This is a genomic window from Photorhabdus namnaonensis, assembly GCF_001684335.1.
Taxonomy (GTDB): domain Bacteria; phylum Pseudomonadota; class Gammaproteobacteria; order Enterobacterales; family Enterobacteriaceae; genus Photorhabdus; species Photorhabdus namnaonensis.
In genome coordinates, this window is the sequence record NZ_LOIC01000036.1 from 69,865 (window position 1) to 91,443 (window position 21,579).

Below are 21,579 nucleotides of genomic sequence, written 5' to 3' on the forward strand. Positions count from 1 at the left end.
AAGGCGGTTATCTGTACGCTCAGGCAATGGAAGAGTCCAGCCACTATGAGAAAACAGAAACCAAACGTAAGTGGTATGGCAAAAAGAAAACCATTAAACGTACCCGCCATGATGTTACTAATAAAGTCACTGAATTTACTGCGGGTGGTGATATTAACCTGTTAAGCCGGGATGACAGCACTTACGAAGCCAGTAAAATTGCGACTAATAAAAACGCCAAACTGACCAGTACTCACGGTAAAGTTAATTTTAAGGCGGTAAAAAATACCTCTTTTGAACAGACTATTACCTATTCCAAAGGCTTTTATATTAAGCAAAGGGATAAAGGTTATACCGAAACCCAATGGGTATTACCGCAGATTTTCACTGGTGGAAAACTTACAGTGGAAGCTGCCAAGGGTGTTAGTGCTGATATTAAAGCTAAAAATGGTCAGTCATTGCAAAATGTATTGGCCGTATTGGGAAATACGCCAGAAACAGCTTGGTTGAAAGGGCTTCGAGAAAATAAAGATATCCAGTGGAATTTGGTCAAAGACGCTTATGACAGTTGGGATCACAAGAGCCAGCATTTGAATCCGGTGGTTTCCGCGGTGATTGCGATTGCGGCAGCGGCGGCAACCGCGGGCAGCTCTATGGCGGCATCTGTCGCGTCTTATGCGGGTAATAGCGTTGCGGGTGGGGCGTTAACCGCGGGAATGTCATCACTGGCGGCACAGGCGGCGGTCGCTATTGTGGATAATCAGGGGGACATATCCAAAGCGCTAAAAGTATTAGGTAGCAGTGATGCGGTTAAATCAACAATTACCTCAATGGCGATTGGTGGCGCATTGGCCGGATTTGATTCCTACATGGGATGGGATAAAGCGGCTGATGGCACTAAATTAGATCCCACAAAAGCGAAATTACCTCAAATCAGCAATGGTGATTGGAACAAAGTCGTCCAACGGGTCGCTGGTCAATCCATTATTAGTTCCAGCCTGAATACTGCCATTAACGGCGGCAGCTTTAAAGATAATTTGACTACGGCTCTGTTGGCTAATATTGGCAGCCAGATTAATGCGGAAGGCGCCAGATTGATTGGTGACAACGGCGAGGTATTGGGCATACCGGGTAAAATGTTAAGCCACGCAGTTGTAGCAGGGGTCAGCGCTGAAATTGGCAGAGGAAATGTTAAAGGCGCAATGGCGGGAGCTTTAGCTGCGGAACTGGCTGGTTCTATTATGGATAATAGCTTGTTTGAGCCTAAATTTCGTGATGAATCAGAACGTCAGTTAAATAAGCTAATAAAGGCTATGTCTGATAATGAATCTAATGCTCAGCTGGCAAAAGTTTTTGGTTCAGTAGCGGGAGCAATAGTAACAGGAACGCCGGATGGTGCTTACAGTGGCGCAAATGCATCTGAGATAGTTTTTCGTTATAACTATATGGATCATCAGTTTACTTAGTTAGCGTTAGAAAACCAAAAAGATATGTTGGCTGCAATGGAAGGTGATAAAGAGGCTTTAATTCGTGTGGAAGCTCGTCAACAAGCTGCGTTAGCAGTTATGGATTACATCCCTGTCATTGGCGCAACGAAAGGATTTTATGATGCAGAGAAATTGGAAGATTATCTTCTTGCTACTTTCAGTGTTATTCCTAGTGGAAAATTAGCAACGAATTTGACGGCAGCGATAAAAAAAGCAGTGAAAGCCAAAGATCCTGCTGAAAGTAGAAAAATTATTAATAAAGCTAATGATTATATCAAGTCATCAGCAAAAGAAACATATGGCATCGTTCAATCAAGGATAAATCTTATGGGCGGTAATAAAAAAGCAGGTTGGGAACATGTGATTCATCGACATTTTTCTGGAAAAGATAATGCAAGCCAATTTAGTATTAGTCAAGATGAATTGAAAAGGATCTTATCTGATAAGAAGGTTGTTCAATCTCCTATCACACGAACTATTCAAAGTAATGATGGTATTCGTTATGAACGCGTAGTGATTACAGAAAAAATGATAGGAATTGACAAGTTTAGTAATAACAAATCTACTAATATTATAACTATCTTAACTGATAAACATGGTAACCTAATTACAACGACTCCGGGGAGAATAAAATGAAATTGATAGATTCGTTAATAGAAAAAGAGTATCGTCAACAGTTGCTTCAATCAAGAAAATCGTTGTTTGCTGGTGATAACCCTGAGTTACTTTCACTTTTGTATGAAGTGAGACCAGAGACTAAAAGTGCATTTGTATTGGAATGGGTACCAGAACAAGGTGAAGATTTGTATACTGTTCTATTGGATAAAGAGCTAATTGTGACAGTAGAAATATCCAGAATTAATTCAGAGAAATTAATTTTAGGAGAGATATCTTTGGCACAATATGAAAAAACGCTTAGGTATAAGAAAAATAAACTACAATTAGCTGTAGCACTTGATATCATAAGTAATGAGATTAAGAGTGAGTAAATTAATAAATCGAGTAAAAGTAACTGCCAATATTGGTGGTTACTTATATTTATATGCATATACTATTGGAGCTTAAAAATTAAGAACCTCGAACTAACTGTACAATTGCTTATGGTGCGGATAAGAATGTAAACGTTAAAATTACAGTGGTGAAATAATGAGCGCGATTTTTGAACGATGGAAAAGTGCCAGATGCATATTCAATGGTGATTTTTACTCAGTAACAACTTATTCTGGTTATCGTGCTTTGTATTTAGACCCTTTAGGAGGTAACCATATGTTATCTCCTGATACTTCTGATGCAGAATTAGGTGCTGTGGTTATTAATGCTCTTTCTAAAAGTCGATTTATTCCTTATGAGAGTCTTGGGGACTTTTTGGATAATGAAAAAAGAAAAGAACGATATGATCAGTGGGTTACAGAGATGATGGAATTCCATCGTTATCGCTCAAAACGTCAGTTATTCAAGAAGATGAACAGTTGTAATATTCGTTTGTTAGATGGTTTAATAACTATTAAACCTTCTGGTCATGAAAAACTTGAGCTTTGGACAGGGCTGGGTATTGTCGAGTCAGATTATGTCATTATTCCAGCAGACAGTTCCCCTGAGGAAGTGGGTGCAGCGTTACGACAGGCTTTTTCACGTTGCAGAAGTTATGTTTAACTATAAAGTAACTGTTTGTTTTTACATTGATTATTCATGATCTTTGATTTAGAGAGTTAATTCGAGGTGGACATGTAATCACTATTATGTGTCCGCTAATTATCTCGAAAAGATTCAAATAGTTATTAAATGAGTCTTATCGCTAAAATTACAGTGGTGAAATAATGAATATAGATTTTGATCAAGGACTGAATGCGAGTGCCAAATTTAATGGTGATTTTTACTCTGTCAAAACTTATTCTGGGTATCGCCTGCTTAAAGCTGATCCTCAAAGTCACGAACATGTTCTATCTCCCGATGTAACTGATAGCCAATTGGGTAGTGCCGTTTTAGATTCACTTTCTAAAAGTCGGTTGGTCGATCCTGATGATGATTTTTTCGACAACGAAAGGGCAGCTGAACGATATAAAGAGTGGATTGAGCATTTAATGAAAGTTTACAATTACCGTTCAAAACGTCAACTATTTAAGAAGATGAACAGTTGTAATATTCGTTTGTTAGATGGTTTAATAACTATTAAACCTTCTGGTCATGAAAAACTTGAGCTTTGGACAGGGCTGGGTATTGTCGAGTCAGATTATGTCATTATTCCGGCAGACAGTTCTCCTGCGGAAATCGGCGCAGCATTACGGCTGGCTTTTTCTCGTTGCAGAAGTTATGTTTAACTACAAAGTAATAGTTTGTTTTTGCATTGATTATTCATGATCTTTGATTTAGAGAGTTAATTAAGGTGGACACGTAATAGCTATTATGTGTCCGCTAATTATCTCGAAAAGATTCAAATAGTTATTAAATGAGCCTGACCGTTAAAATTACAGTGGTGAAATAATGAGTGAGACTTTTAAACGATGGCGGAATGCCAGATGTGTCTTTAATGGTGATTTTTATTCAATAACAAGTTATTCGGGTTATCGTTCACTGAATTTAGACCTTTTAGGGGGTAACCATATGTTATCTCCTGATACTTCTGATGAAGAATTAGGTACTGTGGTTTTTAATGCTCTTTCTAAAAGTCGATTTATTCCCTATGAGAGTCTTGGTGATTTTTTAGATAATGAAAAAAGAAAAGAACGATATGATCAGTGGGTTACAGAGATGATGGGGTTTCATCGCTATCGCTCAAGACGTCAGTTATTTAAGAAGATGAACAGTTGTGATATTCGTTTGTTAGATGGTGTCATAACTATTATGCCCTATGGTCATGAGAAACTTGAGCTTTGGACAGGGAAAGGCATTGTAGAATCTGATAATGTCGTCATTCCGGCAGACAGTTCCCCTGAGGAAGTTGGTACGGCATTACGGCTGGCTTTTTCGCGTTGTAGGAGTTATGTTTGACGATAAATAAGTGGTTGTTTTTACACTAATTGATCAATATCTTTGATATTAATAAGGTATAAAATGAACAAAAATGACATATATAAAGATGCTAGCATTACCTTATATAAGAAACATACAAACTCATAGTAAAAAAGTGAAAGGAGAGGATGTTTCATGTTATTTTGAAGCAGAATTAATTCATAACTTGTACCATTCTATTCTTGATGAAAATTTTCAAGAGCATGATATTTATTTCTTAAATCATCAGGCCAAATATTATTATGAGAATTGCAATGAAATTATTTCACCAAATTATAATCAGCATTTATCTTGTATTAAGGATTTATTTGCTATGATCCCTGATAATTTAAAAGAGAAATTAATCTGGTCGGGGCCATGAGTGGAGTTACCATTATGATTGATATAAATTATATTTATATTCGACACTGATAGGTATAAAATAACTGTGGTTCTCTACTTTAAATAGATAAAGTGGAGATTTATGTTCCAGGATAAGAAAAAGATTTGTTTTTTACGGTATTAAAATATTAATTAGGTAAATGATGATGAAAATAGTAAAATTAGAAAATATTCAGAAAGTAACCATCAATATTGATGGTGACACACCTATTAATATTCAATTAGTTGATAATATAAATGAAACTCCTGTGTATTGGCGAGTTGGTGATGATAATAAGAGTTTATTAGAGTTTGCTATTTTACCTAGCGATGGCAGAATAGCCGCAATTACGTTGGTTGCAATAAACCCTGATTTTGTTCAATATGTGGGTAATGGCTTTATTGCATCGAATAAAAGTAAATTTGGTTTTCCTATAGTTGATATGAATCAATGGAAATTGAGTGAGGGTAATAATTTCAGTCATCGTTTTATTGATGAATTTAATTGTGTTATTAAAGTAAAGGTTTATCGCAAATCTATTATGTTGATCATAAAAGATAAATATATGTTATCAAGTTGGATTAAATGTAATAATTCTTTATGGTTTGGATTGGACAATTCTGAAAATATTATTATTGTCCTAATAAAAGAATTATCGAAAGAAGATGTTAATAATTTCTTTAATGCTATTTCATGAGTAATCTCTGTACTGAAATAAATTTCATTTTCAGGATGTTTAAAAATAGCAAGTATTTCGTCTGATAATTTTTCGGATTAGATAAAATATCAAAGAAAAATATGTGTATCTAAGAGAAAGATTATTTACTTGTCTTTTCCTCCAGACATAGCCTGAATTTTGAGGTCATATTTTGAAAACTCTTCTTCTGTCGGTACTGATATTTTTCCTGCCAATACACCAATTGGTCTGAGTTTCTTTGAAGATTCGCCAAATACGACGATTGGTTTTTTCTCAGGTGAAAAATGAGTGGTTTTAGGGTGTTTAGACACAGCTTTCATATATTCTCCCATAATTAAATACCTGACTTAATTTCAATAAATTTCTTGAGAAATGTTAATTTAGATAAGTTTAATAGATATAGAAACTTTATTTATCAGACATTTTCCTGATAGAGATTTAGGTAATAATAGCAGATTCATTTATTATTAATTTTCATCCTGAATATCATCTGTGAATTATTCAACCTACGGATAATATTGGAAATGAAATTATAGCCAAATGGGTAAATGTTAAAATTGATTAAAAAGAAGTTAATAGAGGCTTTTAGTTCATATATTAACATCCGAGGTAGATTGATATAGTGTCAATGCTAGCTTGATGAAATGTGATTTAGTGGGCTTTTCGGTCAGAATATTTTTTTGTCACCAGAAATTTGGTGAATTGATCATCAAATCCACAACATTTATAATCAATACATATCAACATTGAAGGTGGTGAGGATATGAAGAGACAAGTGAAAACAATGGCTCTCCCAGCGATGACAGCGGCGTTATTGGCGTCTCTGGCTCCTGTTCCGGCTAAAAGTACCGTTCTACCGATGACGGTCGTTGAAATACAAAAATCGGCAGGTTTGATATCTACATTGACATTTAACCTGAAAGATGAACAGGTTTTTCTGCCTTTGTCAGAGGCAACTGCTTACTTGCAAAGTTTGAATGAGTACACGCGAAAGTCGTTATCTGAAGCTATCGCTCATCGTGTTGCTAAGGGGAGTGGTGAATTGTTTTCAAATTCAGTACGCATAAGAAAATTAGCCAATGACAACATTGAATATTGCATGAGGATAAAAGAGGCAATACGTATCGTTCTGTCATCTGATAATCTGAGTAAGAATTTTCCAGATCCGTCTCAGCGAGAAATATTTCGGGTGAATATTGTGAAGTTCGGTCGAGCAATAGCGAACTCTGAATATACTGCGTGTGATATTCTTTCGGCTATTGAACAAAGCCTGCCTCCGACAAAGACACATCATCCTGATAATTTACCTACTTCTAGAGAAGTTAAATTGATGATATTAGCAGAACATAAAAACCTTGGTCTGTCAGAGCCGGAATTTTTATAATGGGAGTCAGTGTTACTGTTCATAAAGATGTTGAATTTCATGAGGTTGCAATAGTTTATGCAAAGTTGTTAGAGCATTGGAAAAGGACGGCGTTATTACCTTCTGTATTTGGCCGGGATGGTCAATGGGAACATAATAGCAGAACCTTAGATTCAAATATCTATAAATTGCATATTAGGATGCCAGATGAAATACCGTGGGAAAAATATAAGCCACAGATTGATCGATATTCGGATAATTATTTAGTGTATGTGCAGCATTGGATGGATAGTAAGAGTTTTCAGGTGATAAGTATTATGAGCCCAAAGGCTCACGAATTAGCAAAGACGTCATTTCTTACAGAGCTAGAGCGTAGGGCTGAGGAGTTCCATTCCATCTAAATTACTATATAACCTGCTGTTAATAAATTAAAAGCCCTTATAAATTCGGAGATTCTTTGTCCATGCTATCAGGGTGTGGATATTCGTATTCATTATTAAGCGTTAGTTTTTAAGATAAATACTAAAGCTCAATCTCAATATCACTGAGTGGATGACAGCAGCAAGGTAAAATCTCGCCTTCATTAACAAAAGCCAGCGGTTTGCGTCGATAGCCGACTTTGCCTTTTATCAATCTGACACGGCAAGAGCCGCAATAACCTTCACGGCATTGGTATTCGGCTTGAATTTTACCTTGTTCCAGTGCTTCTAGCAGACTGTTATGCAGTTCGGGAGAGCTGTCAATATGATAACCCTGCATACCATGCAGGGTTACTTTATAGCTTGTCATCAGAGCTCAAAATCACTCAAGTCGTCAGGGTTAACCTCAGCATCAATCTGACCAACCAGATATGAGCTAACTTCAACTTCCTGCGGCGCTACTTGAACGTTGTCAGACACCAGCCAGGCGTTAATCCACGGGATCGGGTTAGAGCGCGTTTCAAAGGGTAGTTTCAGCCCGACAGCCTGCATACGAATGTTAGTAATGTACTCAACATATTGACACAGAATATCTTTGTTCAAACCAATCATGGAACCTTCGCTGAACAGGTAATCCGCCCACTCTTTTTCTTGTTCCGCCGCCTGAACAAACAGGTCATAACACTGTTGTTCACACTCTTTGGCGATTTCCGCCATTTCCGGATCGTCCTGACCAGAGCGCAGCAGGTTCAACATATGTTGTGTGCCGGTCAGATGTAGCGCTTCGTCACGGGCGATCAGTTTGATGATTTTCGCGTTACCTTCCATTAATTCGCGTTCGGCAAAGGCAAATGAACAGGCAAAGCTGACGTAGAAGCGGATCGCTTCCAGCGCGTTAACGCTCATCAGGCACAGATACAGTTGTTTTTTCAGTTCACGCAGACTAACCGTGATGATTTTTCCGGCAATCTGATGTGTTCCTTCACCAAATAACTGGTAGTGATTAGTCATCTCAATCAGATCATCGTAATAAGCGGAAATATCTTTCGCGCGTTTCAGAATCTCTTCATTGGTGACAATATCATCAAACACAACCGCCGGATCATTAACGATATTCCGAATGATGTGAGTGTAAGAACGTGAATGAATCGTTTCAGAAAAAGACCAAGTTTCAACCCAGGTTTCCAGCTCAGGGATGGAGATCAAGGGCAGAAAAGCCACGTTCGGGCTGCGGCCCTGAATAGAGTCCAGCAGCGTTTGGTATTTTAAGTTACTGATAAAAATATGCTTTTCATGGTCAGGCAGCGCATTGTAGTCAATGCGGTCGCGAGACACGTCAACTTCTTCCGGGCGCCAGAAGAAAGAGAGCTGTTTTTCGATCAATTTCTCGAAAATCGGATACTTTTGCTGGTCATAACGGGCTACGTTTACCGGCTGACCAAAAAACATCGGTTCTTGTAACTGGTCGTTTTTTACTTGTGAAAAAGTGGTATAGGCCATAACTTCCTCAAATTAAATCTTACACGCGCCGCCTTCACAATCGGAATCAGCAGATTCCACGACTTCTTCCAGGTCATCCTGAACGTCTTCCGCACCATCACGGGTATTGTGGTAATACAGCGTTTTCACACCATATTTGTAAGCGAGCAGCAAATCTTTCAGCAGCTGATTCATCGGCACTTTTCCACTTGGGAAATGTGTCGGATCGTAGTTAGTGTTGGCAGAGATCGACTGATCGATAAATTTCTGCATGATACCAACCAACTGCAAGTAGCCATCATTGCCGGGCATTTGCCATAAGAGTTCATAAGCTCCTTTCAAACGCTCATATTCCGGGACAACTTGGCGTAAAATGCCATCTTTTGATGCTTTAATGCTGATGTAGCCACGAGGCGGTTCAATGCCGTTGGTGGCGTTAGAGATCTGTGAAGAGGTCTCTGACGGCATCAAAGAAGATAAGGTTGAGTTGCGCAAACCATGTTGTTTGATCTCATTGCGCAATGTTTCCCAGTCATAGTGCAGCGGTTCATTGGTCAATGCATCCAGCGCTTTTTTATAGGTATCGATAGGTAGGATACCTTTAGAATAGGTGGTCTCTTTAAACCACGGGCAAGCGCCTTGCTCTTTCGCCAGTTCATTAGAGGCTTTCAACAGGTAATACTGGATCGCTTCAAATGTTTTGTGAGTCAGGTTGTTAGCGCTGCCATCGGAATAACGTACGCCGTGTTTCGCCAGATAGTAAGCGTAGTTGATAACACCAATACCTAATGTACGGCGACCCATTGCCCCTTGTTTGGCGGCAAGGATAGGGTAGTCCTGATAATCGAGCAGGGCATCAAGGGCACGAACCGCCAGAATGGCCAGTTCTTCCAGCTCATCAAGATTTTCAATGGCCCCCAGGTTGAACGCGGACAAGGTACACAGCGCGATTTCACCATTTTTATCATTGATATCATTCAATGGCTTGGTTGGCAGTGCAATTTCCAGACACAGATTTGATTGGCGCACTGGGGCGACCAAAGGATCAAATGGGCTGTGAGTGTTGCAGTGGTCTACGTTCTGAATATAGATACGGCCGGTAGAAGCACGTTCCTGCATCATCAGGGAAAAGAGCTCAACCGCTTTCAGACGTTGCTGACGGATATTGCTGTCTTGCTCATATTTGGTGTACAAGCGCTCAAATTCATCCTGATCGGCAAAGAATGCATCATATAGCCCTGGAACGTCGGATGGGCTGAACAGGGTAATCTCTTCACCTTTGATCAGGCGTTCGTACATCAGTTTGTTAAGTTGTACGCCGTAGTCCATGTGACGAACACGGTTCCCTTCAACGCCACGGTTGTTTTTCAGTACCAGCAGGCTTTCAACTTCCAGATGCCACAATGGATAGAATAGTGTAGCGGCGCCGCCGCGAACGCCCCCTTGAGAGCAGGATTTTACCGCGGTCTGAAAATGCTTATAAAAAGGAATACAGCCAGTATGGAAGGCTTCACCATTACGGATTGGGCTTCCTAAGGCGCGAATACGGCCTGCGTTGATACCAATACCGGCGCGTTGAGAAACATATTTCACAATGGCGCTAGAGGTCGCATTAATGGAATCCAGGCTATCGTCACATTCAATCAACACGCAGGAGCTGAATTGACGGGTAGGGGTGCGTACACCTGCCATGATTGGGGTTGGCAGAGAAATTTTAAACGTGGAAGCCGCGTCGTAAAAACGGCGAATATAATCCAGACGCGTCTCTTTCGGATAACCGGAGAACAGGCAAGCCGCCACCAGAATATAGAGGAATTGGGCGCTTTCATAAATTTCACCGGTAACGCGATTCTGAACCAGGTATTTACCTTCAAGCTGTTTGACCGCCGCATAGGAGAAGTTCATATCCCGCCAATGGTCAATAAACGCGTCCATTTGCTCGAATTCTTCTTTCGAGTAGTCTGCAAGCAAATGCTTGCCATATTTGCCCATTTCCACCATACGGGATACATGATCATAGAGTGCTGGCGGCTCGAACTGACCGTAGGCTTTTTTACGCAGGTTGAAAATTGCCAAGCGGGCGGCCAGATACTGATAGTCAGGCGCGTCACCGGAGATAAGATCAGCGGCGGCTTTGATCATCGTCTCATGAATATCCGAGGTTTTGATACCATCGTAAAATTGGATTTGGGACCGCAGTTCTACTTGTGATACCGAGACATTTTTCAGTCCATCGGCTGCCCAGTTAACAACCCGGTGGATTTTCTCAAGGTCAATTCGTTCTTTGTGGCCATCACGCTTTGTTACTAGCAGACTATGGTTCATGGACAGGCATACCTTACATTTACTTTCAGATTCGTTCCCACCTGCTTTGTGTCTTTGACTTAGACCAAAACATAACCCTCTCAGTGGCGAAGAAACCCACGAGAGAGTAGTGGTAATGGAATGTTAAGGAACACAATATGTAGGGGGTACACTAAATAATGACAACAAGATAATGTTAAAAGCGGCTTTTATCAAGTGCACAAAAATACGGATTCTTGTGGATAACTTGAGGACTAAATTTATTAAAAAGCCGGAAGCCTGCATCATTACTAGCGGTTGCTCTGACAGAAACACCGGCAAAAATGGGTAAAAAAATTCCTGAAAATATGATTCATTTGCCGATTTATTAATCTGTCAGATGAATATGTCAGACATACCGGGTGTGTAACATATAATTGACGTCTACATTGTGACCAAGGCTAAATTTATCCGTCAGTAGGTTGTAATGCAGGCCGATAATATGCTGTTCTTGTAGAGGTGTGCTGTCAATCCAGCCTATCAACTCTGATGGCCGGATAAATTTCTTCACGTCATGGGTTCCTTTTGGCACCATTTTCAGAATATATTCCGCGCCGATTATCCCTATAAGCCAGGCTTTTTTGTTGCGGTTAACGGTAGAAAAAAAGGCGTGTCCGCCGGGTTTCACTAACTGAGCACAAGCACGGACGACCGATTGTGGATCTGGGACATGTTCCAGCATTTCCATACAGGTGACGATATCATAAGCTTGTGGATATTTTTCGGCGTGGCTTTCCACAGTTTCCTGTACATAAGTCACGTGGATACCTGTTTCAAGGGCATGCAGTCGGGCAACTTCAAGTGGCTCCGTACCCATATCCAGCCCGGTCACTTCCGCACCTTCACGAGCCATACTTTCTGACAAAATACCGCCGCCACAGCCCACATCCAAGATTTTTTTACCGAAAACGCCGCTAGAACGCTGCAAGATATAATTCAAGCGTAGCGGATTAATTCGGTGCAGCGGCTTAAATTCACCTTCCAAATCCCACCAGCGAGAAGCAATCGCTTCAAATTTCTCTATTTCCTGTTGATCAACATTGTTTGGGGTGGAAGGGGTTTTGATGTTCATCAGCGGTTGTCGCTCCTTAAACTTTCTTAAAACAGGCGGATTCACTCAGTTCTGAGCAGGGTTTACTCAGTTCTGAGATAGTATACACGGCTTAATTTTTAAATACCCGTATCTGATTTTTATAAAACTGTTGGTTTGTGGTATAGTTCTAAACCTTTGAATTCGGAATGTATGAGGGATAGTGGGCTCCATGAGCGACATTGCCAGAGAAATCACCCCGGTCAATATCGAAGAAGAGCTAAAGAGCTCATATCTGGATTATGCGATGTCTGTAATTGTCGGGCGCGCGCTACCAGATGTTCGAGACGGACTAAAGCCGGTACACCGCCGCGTACTTTACGCTATGAATGTACTCGGAAATGATTGGAATAAACCCTACAAGAAGTCTGCCCGTGTTGTCGGAGACGTTATCGGTAAATACCACCCACATGGGGATAGCGCGGTCTACGACACGATTGTTCGTATGGCTCAGCCGTTTTCCCTGCGTTATATGTTGGTTGATGGTCAGGGTAACTTTGGTTCAGTCGATGGAGACTCAGCCGCCGCTATGCGTTACACCGAAGTACGTATGGCGAAAGTCGCCCATGAGTTGCTAGCGGATCTGGAGAAAGAGACTGTCGATTTTGTGCCAAACTATGATGGTACAGAGCAGATCCCGGAAGTGATGCCGACCAGAGTACCAAACCTGCTGATCAACGGCTCTTCTGGTATCGCAGTGGGTATGGCGACTAACATTCCTCCTCATAACTTATCCGAAGTTATTGATGGTTGTCTGGCTTATATTGAAGATGAAAACATCAGCATTGAAGGGCTGATGCAGTATATTCCTGGCCCGGATTTCCCTACTGCCGCGATTATTAATGGTCGTCGCGGTATTCAGGAGGCTTATCGGACTGGCCGCGGTAAAATTTATATCCGTGCCCGTGCGGAAATTGAAGTTGATGAGAAGAATGGCCGTGAAACGATTTTAGTGCACGAAATTCCTTATCAAGTCAACAAAGCCCGCCTGATTGAAAAAATTGCCGAATTGGTGAAAGAAAAACGCATCGAAGGGATCAGTGCGCTGCGTGACGAATCCGATAAAGACGGCATGCGGATCGTAATTGAAGTGAAGCGGGATGCGGTGGGGGAAGTGGTTCTAAATAATCTCTACTCCCTGACTCAGCTTCAAGTCTCTTTTGGTATCAACATGGTAGCCCTGCATCAGGGGCAACCGAAATTACTGAATCTGAAAGATATTATTTCGGCTTTCGTATGCCACCGCCGTGAAGTGGTCACTCGCCGTACTATCTTTGAATTACGTAAAGCCCGTGACCGTGCCCATATTCTTGAGGCGTTAGCTGTCGCATTGGCGAATATCGATCCTATCATCGAACTTATCCGTCTTGCTCCGACACCCGCCGAGGCAAAAGCCGCATTGGTCGCTAAACCGTGGGAATTAGGCAGTGTTGCGACTATGTTGGAACGAGCCGGTGATGATGCCGCCCGTCCTGAGTGGCTGGAACCACAATATGGTGTACATGACGGTAAATATTATCTGACCGAACAACAAGCTCAAGCCATTCTGGATCTGCGTTTACAGAAACTGACCGGCTTGGAGCATGAAAAACTGCTGGATGAATATCGTGAATTGCTGACATTAATCGGCGAGTTGCTATTCATTCTGGAAAATCCTGAGCGCTTGATGGAAGTGATCCGTGAAGAGTTGTTGGCGATTAAGGCGCAATACAGCGATGCCCGTCGTACTGAAATCACGGAAAATACGGCTGATATCAATATTGAAGATTTGATTAATCAGGAAGATGTTGTTGTCACGCTGTCACATCAAGGATATGTCAAATATCAGCCGTTATCTGACTATGAAGCGCAGCGCCGTGGTGGTAAAGGTAAATCCGCAGCGCGTATTAAAGAAGAAGATTTTATTGACAAGTTGTTGGTTGCCAATACTCACGATACGATCCTCTGCTTCTCCAGCCGTGGCCGCCTGTACTGGATGAAGGTTTATCAATTACCGGAGGCTAGCCGTGGTGCGCGTGGTCGTCCGATTGTCAACCTGTTGCCGTTAGAGCAAAATGAGAGAATTACGGCGATTCTGCCGGTGCGTGAATATGAAGAAGGGTTGTATGTCTTTATGGCTACCGCCAGTGGGACCGTGAAGAAAACCGCATTGCAAGATTTCAGCCGTCCGCGCAGTGCCGGTATTCTCGCTGTCAATCTCAATGAAGGCGATGAGCTGATCGGCGTTGACCTGACTGACGGTAGTAACGAAGTTATGCTGTTCTCTGCGGAAGGGAAGGTTGTTCGTTTTGAAGAGGAAGCGGTTCGTTCAATGGGGCGTACAGCGACCGGTGTACGCGGTATCAAACTGAATGGTGAAGATAAAGTAGTTTCTCTGATTATCCCGCGTGGGGAAGGAGAAATTCTGACTGTCACTGAAAACGGTTATGGTAAACGCACCGCTGAAAACGAGTATCCAATTAAATCTCGTGCGACGCAGGGGGTTATCTCGATTAAAGTCAGCGAACGTAATGGTAATGTGATCGGGGCGATTCAGGTTGCGCCAACCGATCAAATAATGATGATTACTGATGCCGGCACGTTAGTGCGTACAAGGGTATCGGAAGTCAGCGTTGTTGGCCGCAATACTCAAGGTGTAACACTTATTCGTACCGCTGAAGATGAGAAAGTCGTCGGCTTACAGCGGGTTGCTGAGCCTGAAGATGATGACGATGGGCTGACGGCGGAAGGGGAAGAATTGAAAAGCGATAACACCGATTTACCCGATCCTAACAGCAGCGAGTCAGTCGATCCGGTTTAAGTGAAGATATTTTTTATTTAATTAAGAAACAGGTACTTCGGTGCCTGTTTTTTTAAAGGGATTTTTATTAATATTGAAATATGCGATCGATGGGTCTTTGTAATCTTTAAACTCTGGTATATCTTGTCATGAATGACGTTGAATGATGCCGGTTTTTATTAGGTAACCTTTTTGAGATATCTTTCTTCTTTTCGTACATCGCTAAAAATATCCCGTTATCTTTTCCGGGTGCTTGGCTTAATGTTGTGGGCGTTAGGCGCTTTATTAACAGCTTTTTACCTGGTTAATATCTTTAATGAAGTCAAGTCGGATATTCGGCAAGAATACAATGCTAATTATGATTCCACGCTCTCTTATGTGCGTCATACAGCAAGTGTTCTGCGGGATATCCAATATATGACAGAGAAGCATTTACTGAATTCTAATGGGAAAAATGCTATTTTTGATTTTCCCCATAATAGCCCGGCATTTTCTTATCATCCTCTGAACCAGAACGCTGACTGTCGTACTTTTCGCGACAATACTCATAGTTATTTAAATTCGTTAAATAACCTTATCTTCTATTGGAAGGATAATCTTGCGGCGCCTCAGGGGTTGAATCAGGTTTTTCTGGTGGGTACGCAAAGTATGTGTATGGTGAATTTTTCTATCCGTAATACCTCGACTGAGCCTGATACGCTGAAAAAAATAGTTTATGAAAATTCACGCAGACTTATCAGCCTGAAAGATCAAGGTAAAGAACGAAATGTTTATTGGGTTATCCCTGGCGCAAGATCTGATAGCGGTCACCTCTATGTATTGGCGCCGGTATATGTCAATGGTCAGATGGTTGCAATGATAGGCATTGAACAATTCATCAGATTGGACTCTTTTATTCAAAGACAAGACCGCCCAATTTCAATAACGTTATTGAATCGCAGTAATCAACCTGTGTTGCACTATCCAGCAAATGATGACTATAAACTTCATTATGCCGATTATCAGTTGGAAGCGCCTTATTTTGGCTATGATGATAATTTCACTGATTTACTGTTAAAGCGCCGGTTAATGCCATCTTCATTCAGTATCATTTACGCGCTGCCGCTGAAAACTATTTTTGAAGGTTTTAAGCTACAGATTATTAGCAGTATTGTGCTTAATGTGTTATCTGCCTTTGTTATCATTGTTCTGGTGTATCTGTTTGAGCGGAAAATGTTTGCTCCGGCTGAGGAGAATGCCATTCGGTTAGAGGAACATGAACAATTTAATCATAAAATTGTCGCTTCAGCGCCGGTTGGGATCAGTATATTGCGGGTCAGTGATGGCAGTAATATTCTAAGTAATGAGTTAGCTCATAATTATTTAAGAATGTTAACACATGAAGATCGGGAACGTATTATTCATATTATTTGTGACAGAACCAGCAGTTATGTTGATGTCGTAACCAGTAATCATCATCATCTACAAATCAGTTTTGTTCATTCCCGCTACAGGAATGAAGAGGTGGCGATTTGTGTTTTGGTTGATATTAGCGTCCGTGTACGGATGGAAAAATCATTACAGGAGATGGCTCTGGCATCGGAGCAGGCTAACTATTCTAAATCTATGTTTTTAGCTACCGTTAGTCACGAGTTAAGAACGCCGCTTTACGGTATTATTGGCAACCTGGAGTTATTACAGGCGCATTCGTTGCCGGCTGAATCTATTCGTTTGTTATCGACGATGAATAATTCTTCAGCATTATTGCTAAAAATTATCAGTGATATTCTCGACTTCTCAAAAATTGAATCTAAACAGCTTAAAATTGAGTCTGGAGAATTTTCCTGTCAGGAAGTGATCTCTCATGTTATTTCTAACTACCTGCCGTTAGTGGTGAAAAAAACGTTGACCTTGTATTGCTATATTGAACCGGATGTACCGGATTATATCTGCAATGATCCAATTCGATTACAACAAGTTATATCTAATCTGTTAAATAATGCGATTAAATTCACTGATACCGGATGTGTGGTTATCCATCTGACGGTTGATAGAGATTATTTATACGTCAGAATAAAGGATACGGGCGTCGGTATTTCTGATAAGGCGCTGGTTCAGTTATTTGATCCATTTTTCCAGATCATGCCCAATACGGAAAACTCATCTCAAGGAACAGGGCTTGGTCTGGCGATTTGTGAAAAACTTATCAATCTGATGGATGGTGATATTGAAGTTATTTCACAACCACAGATAGGGAGTATGTTTTCTATTCGCTTACCTTTATATGGTGCGAAATATAGGCCAAAAACCCAGTTAATCAATGAGCATCAGCGAAAGATTATCTTAGCTATACGTAATCTTTATCTGGAAGAATTTTTACAACGTTTTTTGGTTCATCATGGCTTACACACTATTTTATATAGCGGGCAAAGCACCGATGGTAGTGAAATTATTATCACTGATTTTCCTGATGCTGTGATTTCTTCGGTATATGGTTATATTGAATTATCGACCGACTATATCGGCTCACCGGAACAAATCAGAGAAAGCTATTGGTTACACAACACTTACCATTTACATGATTTGCCGGCAATGATTGAGCGGCTGATTTCACCGAATCATAGTGTGGTATTGAATACTGTCCCACCTGTTTTTCAGGCAAATACTCGGTTTAATACTATTATGGTTCTGGTGGTGGATGATCACCCTATCAACCGCCGTTTATTGGTCGATCAATTGAAATCCATTGGTTTCCAAACAGAGATGGCAAATGATGGATTAGATGCGTTGGAATATTTGAAGAAAGGGGGGATTGATATCATTCTGACGGATGTCAATATGCCCAATATGGATGGTTATGCGTTAACAATGTACTTACGAAATGATGGGTGTAAGCTGCCGATTATTGGTATTACGGCAAATGCGCTGGCAGAAGAAAAACAGCGCTGTATTGATGCGGGAATGAATGATTGTTTGTCTAAACCTGTTTCTCTGATGACGCTCAGGCAGGTATTGACGGCGATGATTTGAAACGATGATTTTTAAAACGATGCGTTAAAACAATGCCCGGCATAAACAAGTGGTTGCCGGGCATCGGGACGACTTTCATATTAAAATTAAAATAACGAACGGTATCTACTGAACATTATCGTTGGTATCGATAGTGACGGAAGCAAGGTAATTGAGTAATGCAATGTCGTTATTTACCCCCAGTTTTACCATAGCTGATTTTTTCTGACTGCTGATAGTCTTGACACTGCGTTTCAGTTTTTTGGCAATATCTGTTACCAAAAAGCCTTGGGCAAATAGACGTATAACTTCACTCTCTTTTTGTGATAACGGTTTATCTCCATAGGGGGCTTTCGTCACTTTTTTCAACAGTTCAGAAACGCTGTCTGGCATAAATTTTTCCCCTTGTTGCAGGGCCGTCAATACATCAGGTAAATCTGTTGGCGCTCCTTGTTTTAAGACAATGCCTTCAATATCAAGTTCGAGTACAGCACTTAAGATTGCTGGATTATTGTTCATGGTTAAAACAATGATTGATAGTCTGGGATAATGGCGTTTGATGTATTTAATCAAATTGATTCCATCGCCGTATATGTCGCCAGGCATAGACAGATCAGTGATCAATACGTTTGCTTTAATACAGGACAGATTGTTGATCAATGTGGTTGAGTCTTCCGACTCAGCGACGACGTTGATCCATTCAAGCCGCTCAAGTGATTTGCGGATGCCAAACAGGACAATTGGATGATCATCAGCAATAATGACGTTAAGGTTATTCATCTATTAGTTACCCTGCTGCAATAGCCTATTGGTTAAGGATTCAATACGGCTAATGCTATTCTTAATCTCTATTTCGTTACTATCTGTTATGTGTTGTTCCAGTGTTTCGCAAGAAAGTTTGAGGAGTTCTAGGTCTAACATAGCAAAGACGCCTTTCAGGCGATGTGCTGTTTGCGAAAGCGATATCAGATCATATTGTTCTATGTCAGTATACAGCTTATTAATATCTATCGGTACTGTCTCGACAAATAATTGTCGGTAATCGCTATCAATGAGCTGTTTTTGATAACTATTTATGACATTGCCAAAATCGTAATCACTGCTTTCATCGTTAAATGCTGGCATTTCCGAATTTGCATTAAACTCGTTAAAACTGAAACTTCTCTCAATTAATAACGAAATGGCATTGATAACCGCTTCACCCAGATTGTAGTTACACCTAATATAGTCAGGTTTTATCTGCTCAAAACCGGCCAGATTATCAACCAGTAATATAGTCGATTTTGCCGAATCGTAGGGTTTATCGGTCAACATGATATCGTACTCTCGATTCATATTTTCTTGCTTTTTATCGAAGTAAACCGCGCCATAATGATGCAGATGATTTTGCACAATCTTACGGATCTCCGTATTGCTGATATCCAGCAAGGCAGTAATGTCTTCCAGTAGCGGCGGGCATTGATCTTGGCCGATGATTAAAGGCAGATTGACAGCATAGTGCGTACCCAGGTTGGGTTTGCTGTTTATAGTAAAATGACCATTTAATTTTCTACATAATTGGTTACAGAGATAAAAGGTCAGTCCTGAATTGGATTGATATTTATCACCTGTCGCTTTACTTAAAAATGGATAATTCAAATTTGTTAAATCTGTTGAATTAAGCCCAATCCCTGTATCGATAATTTCGATTTGAATTTGCTCTTTGTATTCTTGGGAATAATTAACGATGAGAGATATTTTGCCATAAGATGTGAGCGTGATTGCATAATTGACTAACATCAGGACAATCTTACTGATGGCGGTACTATCGCCAATAAATAGTGATTCAGGATTAATATTACAATGGTAATAATAATTCAATCCTTTATTATTCATCTTAGGAAACACTTTCTTAATAATGTTTTCTAAAATGACTGATAATGAAAACGATTCATTTTTTGCTTGCCATTCACCTGATTCTAATTCATTGAGTAATGAAATATTCTCGATCCAGTCAGATATATATTCAGATTTAGTTAATAAATTATCAACGATACGAACACTATTTTCTTCTGTGAAAATTTGTTTCAGTTGGTAAGCGATGTGATCTAATTCCTTTATTGGTTGTTTTAACTCAGAACGAATGTTGGTCAGCATAAAACGCCGAGCTTGTACACTTTTATCGTGTTCCAGATGAGCAAGTTGTAGACGTCGGCTAATTAATGCTTCCTGATCTTTATCTTGCAGTAAAAACAGATAAGTTTCCGGCAACAGGCGAAGGTTGTACATTTTAATTTCATAGACTGAATCATCAATTGATGTTTGGATGACGCCATGATGTTGCTTTGCCATCATCTTAATTTTATTTAAATCAACATTCGGCAGCAGATGATCGGCAATGTTATTGCACATAATTATTTGATTTATCGAGAAGTCGTAAATCAATAGGCCAATCGGGATATTAGAGATAATATCGTGACTTAACGCATCCTTGACTTGTAATTCGTGATTCATCAGAGCGTTTGGCGCGATATATTTTCTACGAATGTAGATAAGCCCACCTAAAGAGAGGATAATAAATACTGAATCAGCTAGTAACAACCAGATGTTTCTGTATAACAAATCGATGAGTAAATCTTTGAGTGATATCCGATACAACAGTTTGTATTGCGTACCTTTGAGTGATTGAGAAAATTCAAGCCAGAAACCGTTTTGTGAGATATTAACTTTATTGATTTCATTAGGGGGTTGTTCGTCATCCGATAATAAACTGAAATTTGCTGGGGCCATATCAATAGGAAGAAGATGGCAAATAGGTAAATCGAAAGCGATAACTGTTGCCAATTGACCCGGTGAATTGAATGTTGCCCGGTAAGTATAAAAATAGATATTTTCGCCATTTAACTTACGGATGGATGAAATATTTTCCCGTTCATCTAGCGCGGTGGATTGCATTAGCATTTCTGAACGTTTTGATTCAGCGGTAAGTGTTAGATAACTCTCTTTAAATCTCAATTCTGGTTTAAGAATAGAGTGAGTTGTTATCAGAAACAGACTGTTATCTTTACCATTCAGATAGTACATGGAGTTGTATTCATTGCGAGTGCCCCACAAAATTTCCATATAATTGGAAAGACGTTGTGCCAACTCTACGCTTTCAGCGCTGTGGTGACCAAAAATAATCGTGTCGATAGTTTGATAACGATTTTCAAGCCAGTAAACATCAGGCCGTAGCTTCATCGGTGTGACAAGTTCTTGCGGTTTAAAAGATGAGCTATTGGCTTGTTTAAAGATAGAATTAGCGTGGTAACGATAATCTTCTATCTGTAATACTATTTTGGTTGCGACACTATTTAGCGCATACTTTTTCCCCATTAGCCAGGCATTGAAGTAGTTATAACTGTATAAAAACAGGGAAACAAAAAGCAGAATAATGAACAGACCGTAGTAACGGTTTATGGTTGATGAATTAATAGAAAATTGTTTGTTATACATTCGTTGAGTAGAAGCCTTAATAATTGCTTGGCTGTTTAGCGAGCTTGTTAAATTGATGAATCTCATGATTCGATGTATTTAGACTAATTTTAGCAGGATCGGGGCTGGAAA

19 protein-coding genes are annotated in these 21,579 nt (G+C 40.2%); 12 read left to right on the forward strand and 7 right to left on the reverse strand.

Annotated elements, in window-relative coordinates; all coding sequences use genetic code 11:
* The 8 genes from Phpb_RS26645 to Phpb_RS07560 form a co-directional block, all read left to right on the forward strand.
* A partial coding sequence (locus Phpb_RS26645) for a DUF637 domain-containing protein (protein WP_240492440.1) occupies positions 1-1,445 on the forward strand: 1,445 nt, incomplete at its 5' end.
* A gap of 36 nt (positions 1,446-1,481) precedes the next feature.
* A complete protein-coding gene (locus Phpb_RS26650) occupies positions 1,482-2,102 on the forward strand; it encodes a hypothetical protein (RefSeq protein ID WP_240492441.1) in 621 nt (206 codons plus the stop codon).
* Positions 2,099-2,455 carry a hypothetical protein gene (locus Phpb_RS07535; protein ID WP_065389817.1) on the forward strand — a complete coding sequence of 119 codons (357 nt, stop codon included), beginning with the start codon at positions 2,099-2,101 and terminating at the stop codon, positions 2,453-2,455. Before Phpb_RS26650 ends, Phpb_RS07535 begins: the two co-directional genes overlap by 4 nt.
* A gap of 157 nt (positions 2,456-2,612) precedes the next feature.
* On the forward strand, positions 2,613-3,119 hold the full coding sequence (locus Phpb_RS07540) for a contact-dependent growth inhibition system immunity protein (protein WP_065389818.1): 507 nt from the start codon (positions 2,613-2,615) through the stop codon (positions 3,117-3,119).
* A gap of 164 nt (positions 3,120-3,283) precedes the next feature.
* Entirely contained in the window at positions 3,284-3,784 is a 501-nt protein-coding gene (locus Phpb_RS07545; protein ID WP_065389819.1) for a contact-dependent growth inhibition system immunity protein, read from the forward strand.
* Positions 3,785-3,947: 163 nt separating this feature from the next.
* Positions 3,948-4,454, forward strand: a complete 507-nt coding sequence (locus tag Phpb_RS07550; protein ID WP_065389820.1) for a contact-dependent growth inhibition system immunity protein — start codon at positions 3,948-3,950, stop codon at positions 4,452-4,454.
* Positions 4,455-4,527: 73 nt separating this feature from the next.
* Positions 4,528-4,836, forward strand: coding sequence for a zinc ABC transporter substrate-binding protein (locus tag Phpb_RS07555; RefSeq protein WP_109396576.1), 309 nt, complete (start codon positions 4,528-4,530; stop codon positions 4,834-4,836).
* Positions 4,837-5,002: 166 nt separating this feature from the next.
* Positions 5,003-5,533 carry a hypothetical protein gene (locus Phpb_RS07560; protein WP_065389821.1) on the forward strand — a complete coding sequence of 177 codons (531 nt, stop codon included), beginning with the start codon at positions 5,003-5,005 and terminating at the stop codon, positions 5,531-5,533.
* A 125-nt stretch (positions 5,534-5,658) separates the two neighbouring features.
* Here the strand turns inward: Phpb_RS07560 and Phpb_RS07565 are convergent, their stop codons facing one another.
* A complete protein-coding gene (locus Phpb_RS07565; RefSeq protein ID WP_131817503.1) occupies positions 5,659-5,853 on the reverse strand; it encodes a hypothetical protein in 195 nt (64 codons plus the stop codon).
* Between the two features lie 443 nt (positions 5,854-6,296).
* Between Phpb_RS07565 and Phpb_RS07570 the strand changes: the two genes are divergently transcribed.
* Positions 6,297-6,917 carry a hypothetical protein gene (locus Phpb_RS07570; RefSeq protein ID WP_065389823.1) on the forward strand — a complete coding sequence of 207 codons (621 nt, stop codon included), beginning with the start codon at positions 6,297-6,299 and terminating at the stop codon, positions 6,915-6,917.
* A complete protein-coding gene (locus Phpb_RS07575) occupies positions 6,917-7,297 on the forward strand; it encodes a type II toxin-antitoxin system YafO family toxin (RefSeq protein ID WP_065389824.1) in 381 nt (126 codons plus the stop codon). The genes Phpb_RS07570 and Phpb_RS07575 overlap by 1 nt, the downstream gene beginning before the upstream one ends.
* A gap of 121 nt (positions 7,298-7,418) precedes the next feature.
* Here the strand turns inward: Phpb_RS07575 and yfaE are convergent, their stop codons facing one another.
* From yfaE to ubiG, 4 genes are all read right to left on the reverse strand, one after another.
* Positions 7,419-7,685 (reverse strand): class I ribonucleotide reductase maintenance protein YfaE, encoded by a 267-nt coding sequence (gene yfaE, locus Phpb_RS07580; protein ID WP_065389825.1) that lies wholly within the window; start codon positions 7,683-7,685, stop codon positions 7,419-7,421.
* Positions 7,685-8,815, reverse strand: a complete 1,131-nt coding sequence (gene nrdB / locus Phpb_RS07585) for a class Ia ribonucleoside-diphosphate reductase subunit beta (RefSeq protein WP_065389826.1) — start codon at positions 8,813-8,815, stop codon at positions 7,685-7,687. Before nrdB ends, yfaE begins: the two co-directional genes overlap by 1 nt.
* 12 nt (positions 8,816-8,827) lie before the next feature.
* Positions 8,828-11,119, reverse strand: a complete 2,292-nt coding sequence (gene nrdA, locus Phpb_RS07590) for a class 1a ribonucleoside-diphosphate reductase subunit alpha (protein ID WP_065389827.1) — start codon at positions 11,117-11,119, stop codon at positions 8,828-8,830.
* 367 nt (positions 11,120-11,486) lie between these two features.
* A complete protein-coding gene (gene ubiG, locus Phpb_RS07595) occupies positions 11,487-12,209 on the reverse strand; it encodes a bifunctional 2-polyprenyl-6-hydroxyphenol methylase/3-demethylubiquinol 3-O-methyltransferase UbiG (protein ID WP_065389828.1) in 723 nt (240 codons plus the stop codon).
* A gap of 190 nt (positions 12,210-12,399) precedes the next feature.
* Between ubiG and gyrA the strand changes: the two genes are divergently transcribed.
* Entirely contained in the window at positions 12,400-15,027 is a 2,628-nt protein-coding gene (gene gyrA / locus Phpb_RS07600) for a DNA topoisomerase (ATP-hydrolyzing) subunit A (protein WP_065389829.1), read from the forward strand.
* 171 nt (positions 15,028-15,198) lie between these two features.
* Positions 15,199-18,015 carry a two-component system sensor histidine kinase RcsC gene (gene rcsC, locus Phpb_RS07605; RefSeq protein WP_075489417.1) on the forward strand — a complete coding sequence of 939 codons (2,817 nt, stop codon included), beginning with the start codon at positions 15,199-15,201 and terminating at the stop codon, positions 18,013-18,015.
* Between the two features lie 105 nt (positions 18,016-18,120).
* Here rcsC and rcsB read toward each other — a convergent pair whose 3' ends face one another.
* Both rcsB and rcsD read right to left on the reverse strand, forming a co-directional pair.
* On the reverse strand, positions 18,121-18,774 hold the full coding sequence (gene rcsB, locus Phpb_RS07610; protein WP_065389831.1) for a response regulator transcription factor RcsB: 654 nt from the start codon (positions 18,772-18,774) through the stop codon (positions 18,121-18,123).
* A 3-nt stretch (positions 18,775-18,777) separates the two neighbouring features.
* Entirely contained in the window at positions 18,778-21,468 is a 2,691-nt protein-coding gene (rcsD, locus tag Phpb_RS07615; RefSeq protein WP_065389832.1) for a phosphotransferase RcsD, read from the reverse strand.
* Between the last annotated feature and the right edge of the window lie 111 nt (positions 21,469-21,579).

What these genes read in the sequence shown, in the direction of transcription:
- Phpb_RS26650 (WP_240492441.1), top strand. Translation starts at nt 1,482, where the DNA reads ATGGAAGGTGATAAAGAGGCTTTAATTCGTGTGGAAGCTCGTCAACAA.
- Phpb_RS07535 (WP_065389817.1), top strand. Translation starts at nt 2,099, where the DNA reads ATGAAATTGATAGATTCGTTAATAGAAAAAGAGTATCGTCAACAGTTG.
- Phpb_RS07540 (WP_065389818.1), top strand. Translation starts at nt 2,613, where the DNA reads ATGAGCGCGATTTTTGAACGATGGAAAAGTGCCAGATGCATATTCAAT.
- Phpb_RS07545 (WP_065389819.1), top strand. Translation starts at nt 3,284, where the DNA reads ATGAATATAGATTTTGATCAAGGACTGAATGCGAGTGCCAAATTTAAT.
- Phpb_RS07550 (WP_065389820.1), top strand. Translation starts at nt 3,948, where the DNA reads ATGAGTGAGACTTTTAAACGATGGCGGAATGCCAGATGTGTCTTTAAT.
- Phpb_RS07555 (WP_109396576.1), top strand. Translation starts at nt 4,528, where the DNA reads ATGACATATATAAAGATGCTAGCATTACCTTATATAAGAAACATACAA.
- Phpb_RS07560 (WP_065389821.1), top strand. Translation starts at nt 5,003, where the DNA reads ATGAAAATAGTAAAATTAGAAAATATTCAGAAAGTAACCATCAATATT.
- Phpb_RS07565 (WP_131817503.1), bottom strand. Translation starts at nt 5,853, where the DNA reads ATGAAAGCTGTGTCTAAACACCCTAAAACCACTCATTTTTCACCTGAG.
- Phpb_RS07570 (WP_065389823.1), top strand. Translation starts at nt 6,297, where the DNA reads ATGAAGAGACAAGTGAAAACAATGGCTCTCCCAGCGATGACAGCGGCG.
- Phpb_RS07575 (WP_065389824.1), top strand. Translation starts at nt 6,917, where the DNA reads ATGGGAGTCAGTGTTACTGTTCATAAAGATGTTGAATTTCATGAGGTT.
- yfaE (WP_065389825.1), bottom strand. Translation starts at nt 7,685, where the DNA reads ATGACAAGCTATAAAGTAACCCTGCATGGTATGCAGGGTTATCATATT.
- nrdB (WP_065389826.1), bottom strand. Translation starts at nt 8,815, where the DNA reads ATGGCCTATACCACTTTTTCACAAGTAAAAAACGACCAGTTACAAGAA.
- nrdA (WP_065389827.1), bottom strand. Translation starts at nt 11,119, where the DNA reads ATGAACCATAGTCTGCTAGTAACAAAGCGTGATGGCCACAAAGAACGA.
- ubiG (WP_065389828.1), bottom strand. Translation starts at nt 12,209, where the DNA reads ATGAACATCAAAACCCCTTCCACCCCAAACAATGTTGATCAACAGGAA.
- gyrA (WP_065389829.1), top strand. Translation starts at nt 12,400, where the DNA reads ATGAGCGACATTGCCAGAGAAATCACCCCGGTCAATATCGAAGAAGAG.
- rcsB (WP_065389831.1), bottom strand. Translation starts at nt 18,774, where the DNA reads ATGAATAACCTTAACGTCATTATTGCTGATGATCATCCAATTGTCCTG.
- rcsD (WP_065389832.1), bottom strand. Translation starts at nt 21,468, where the DNA reads ATGTATAACAAACAATTTTCTATTAATTCATCAACCATAAACCGTTAC.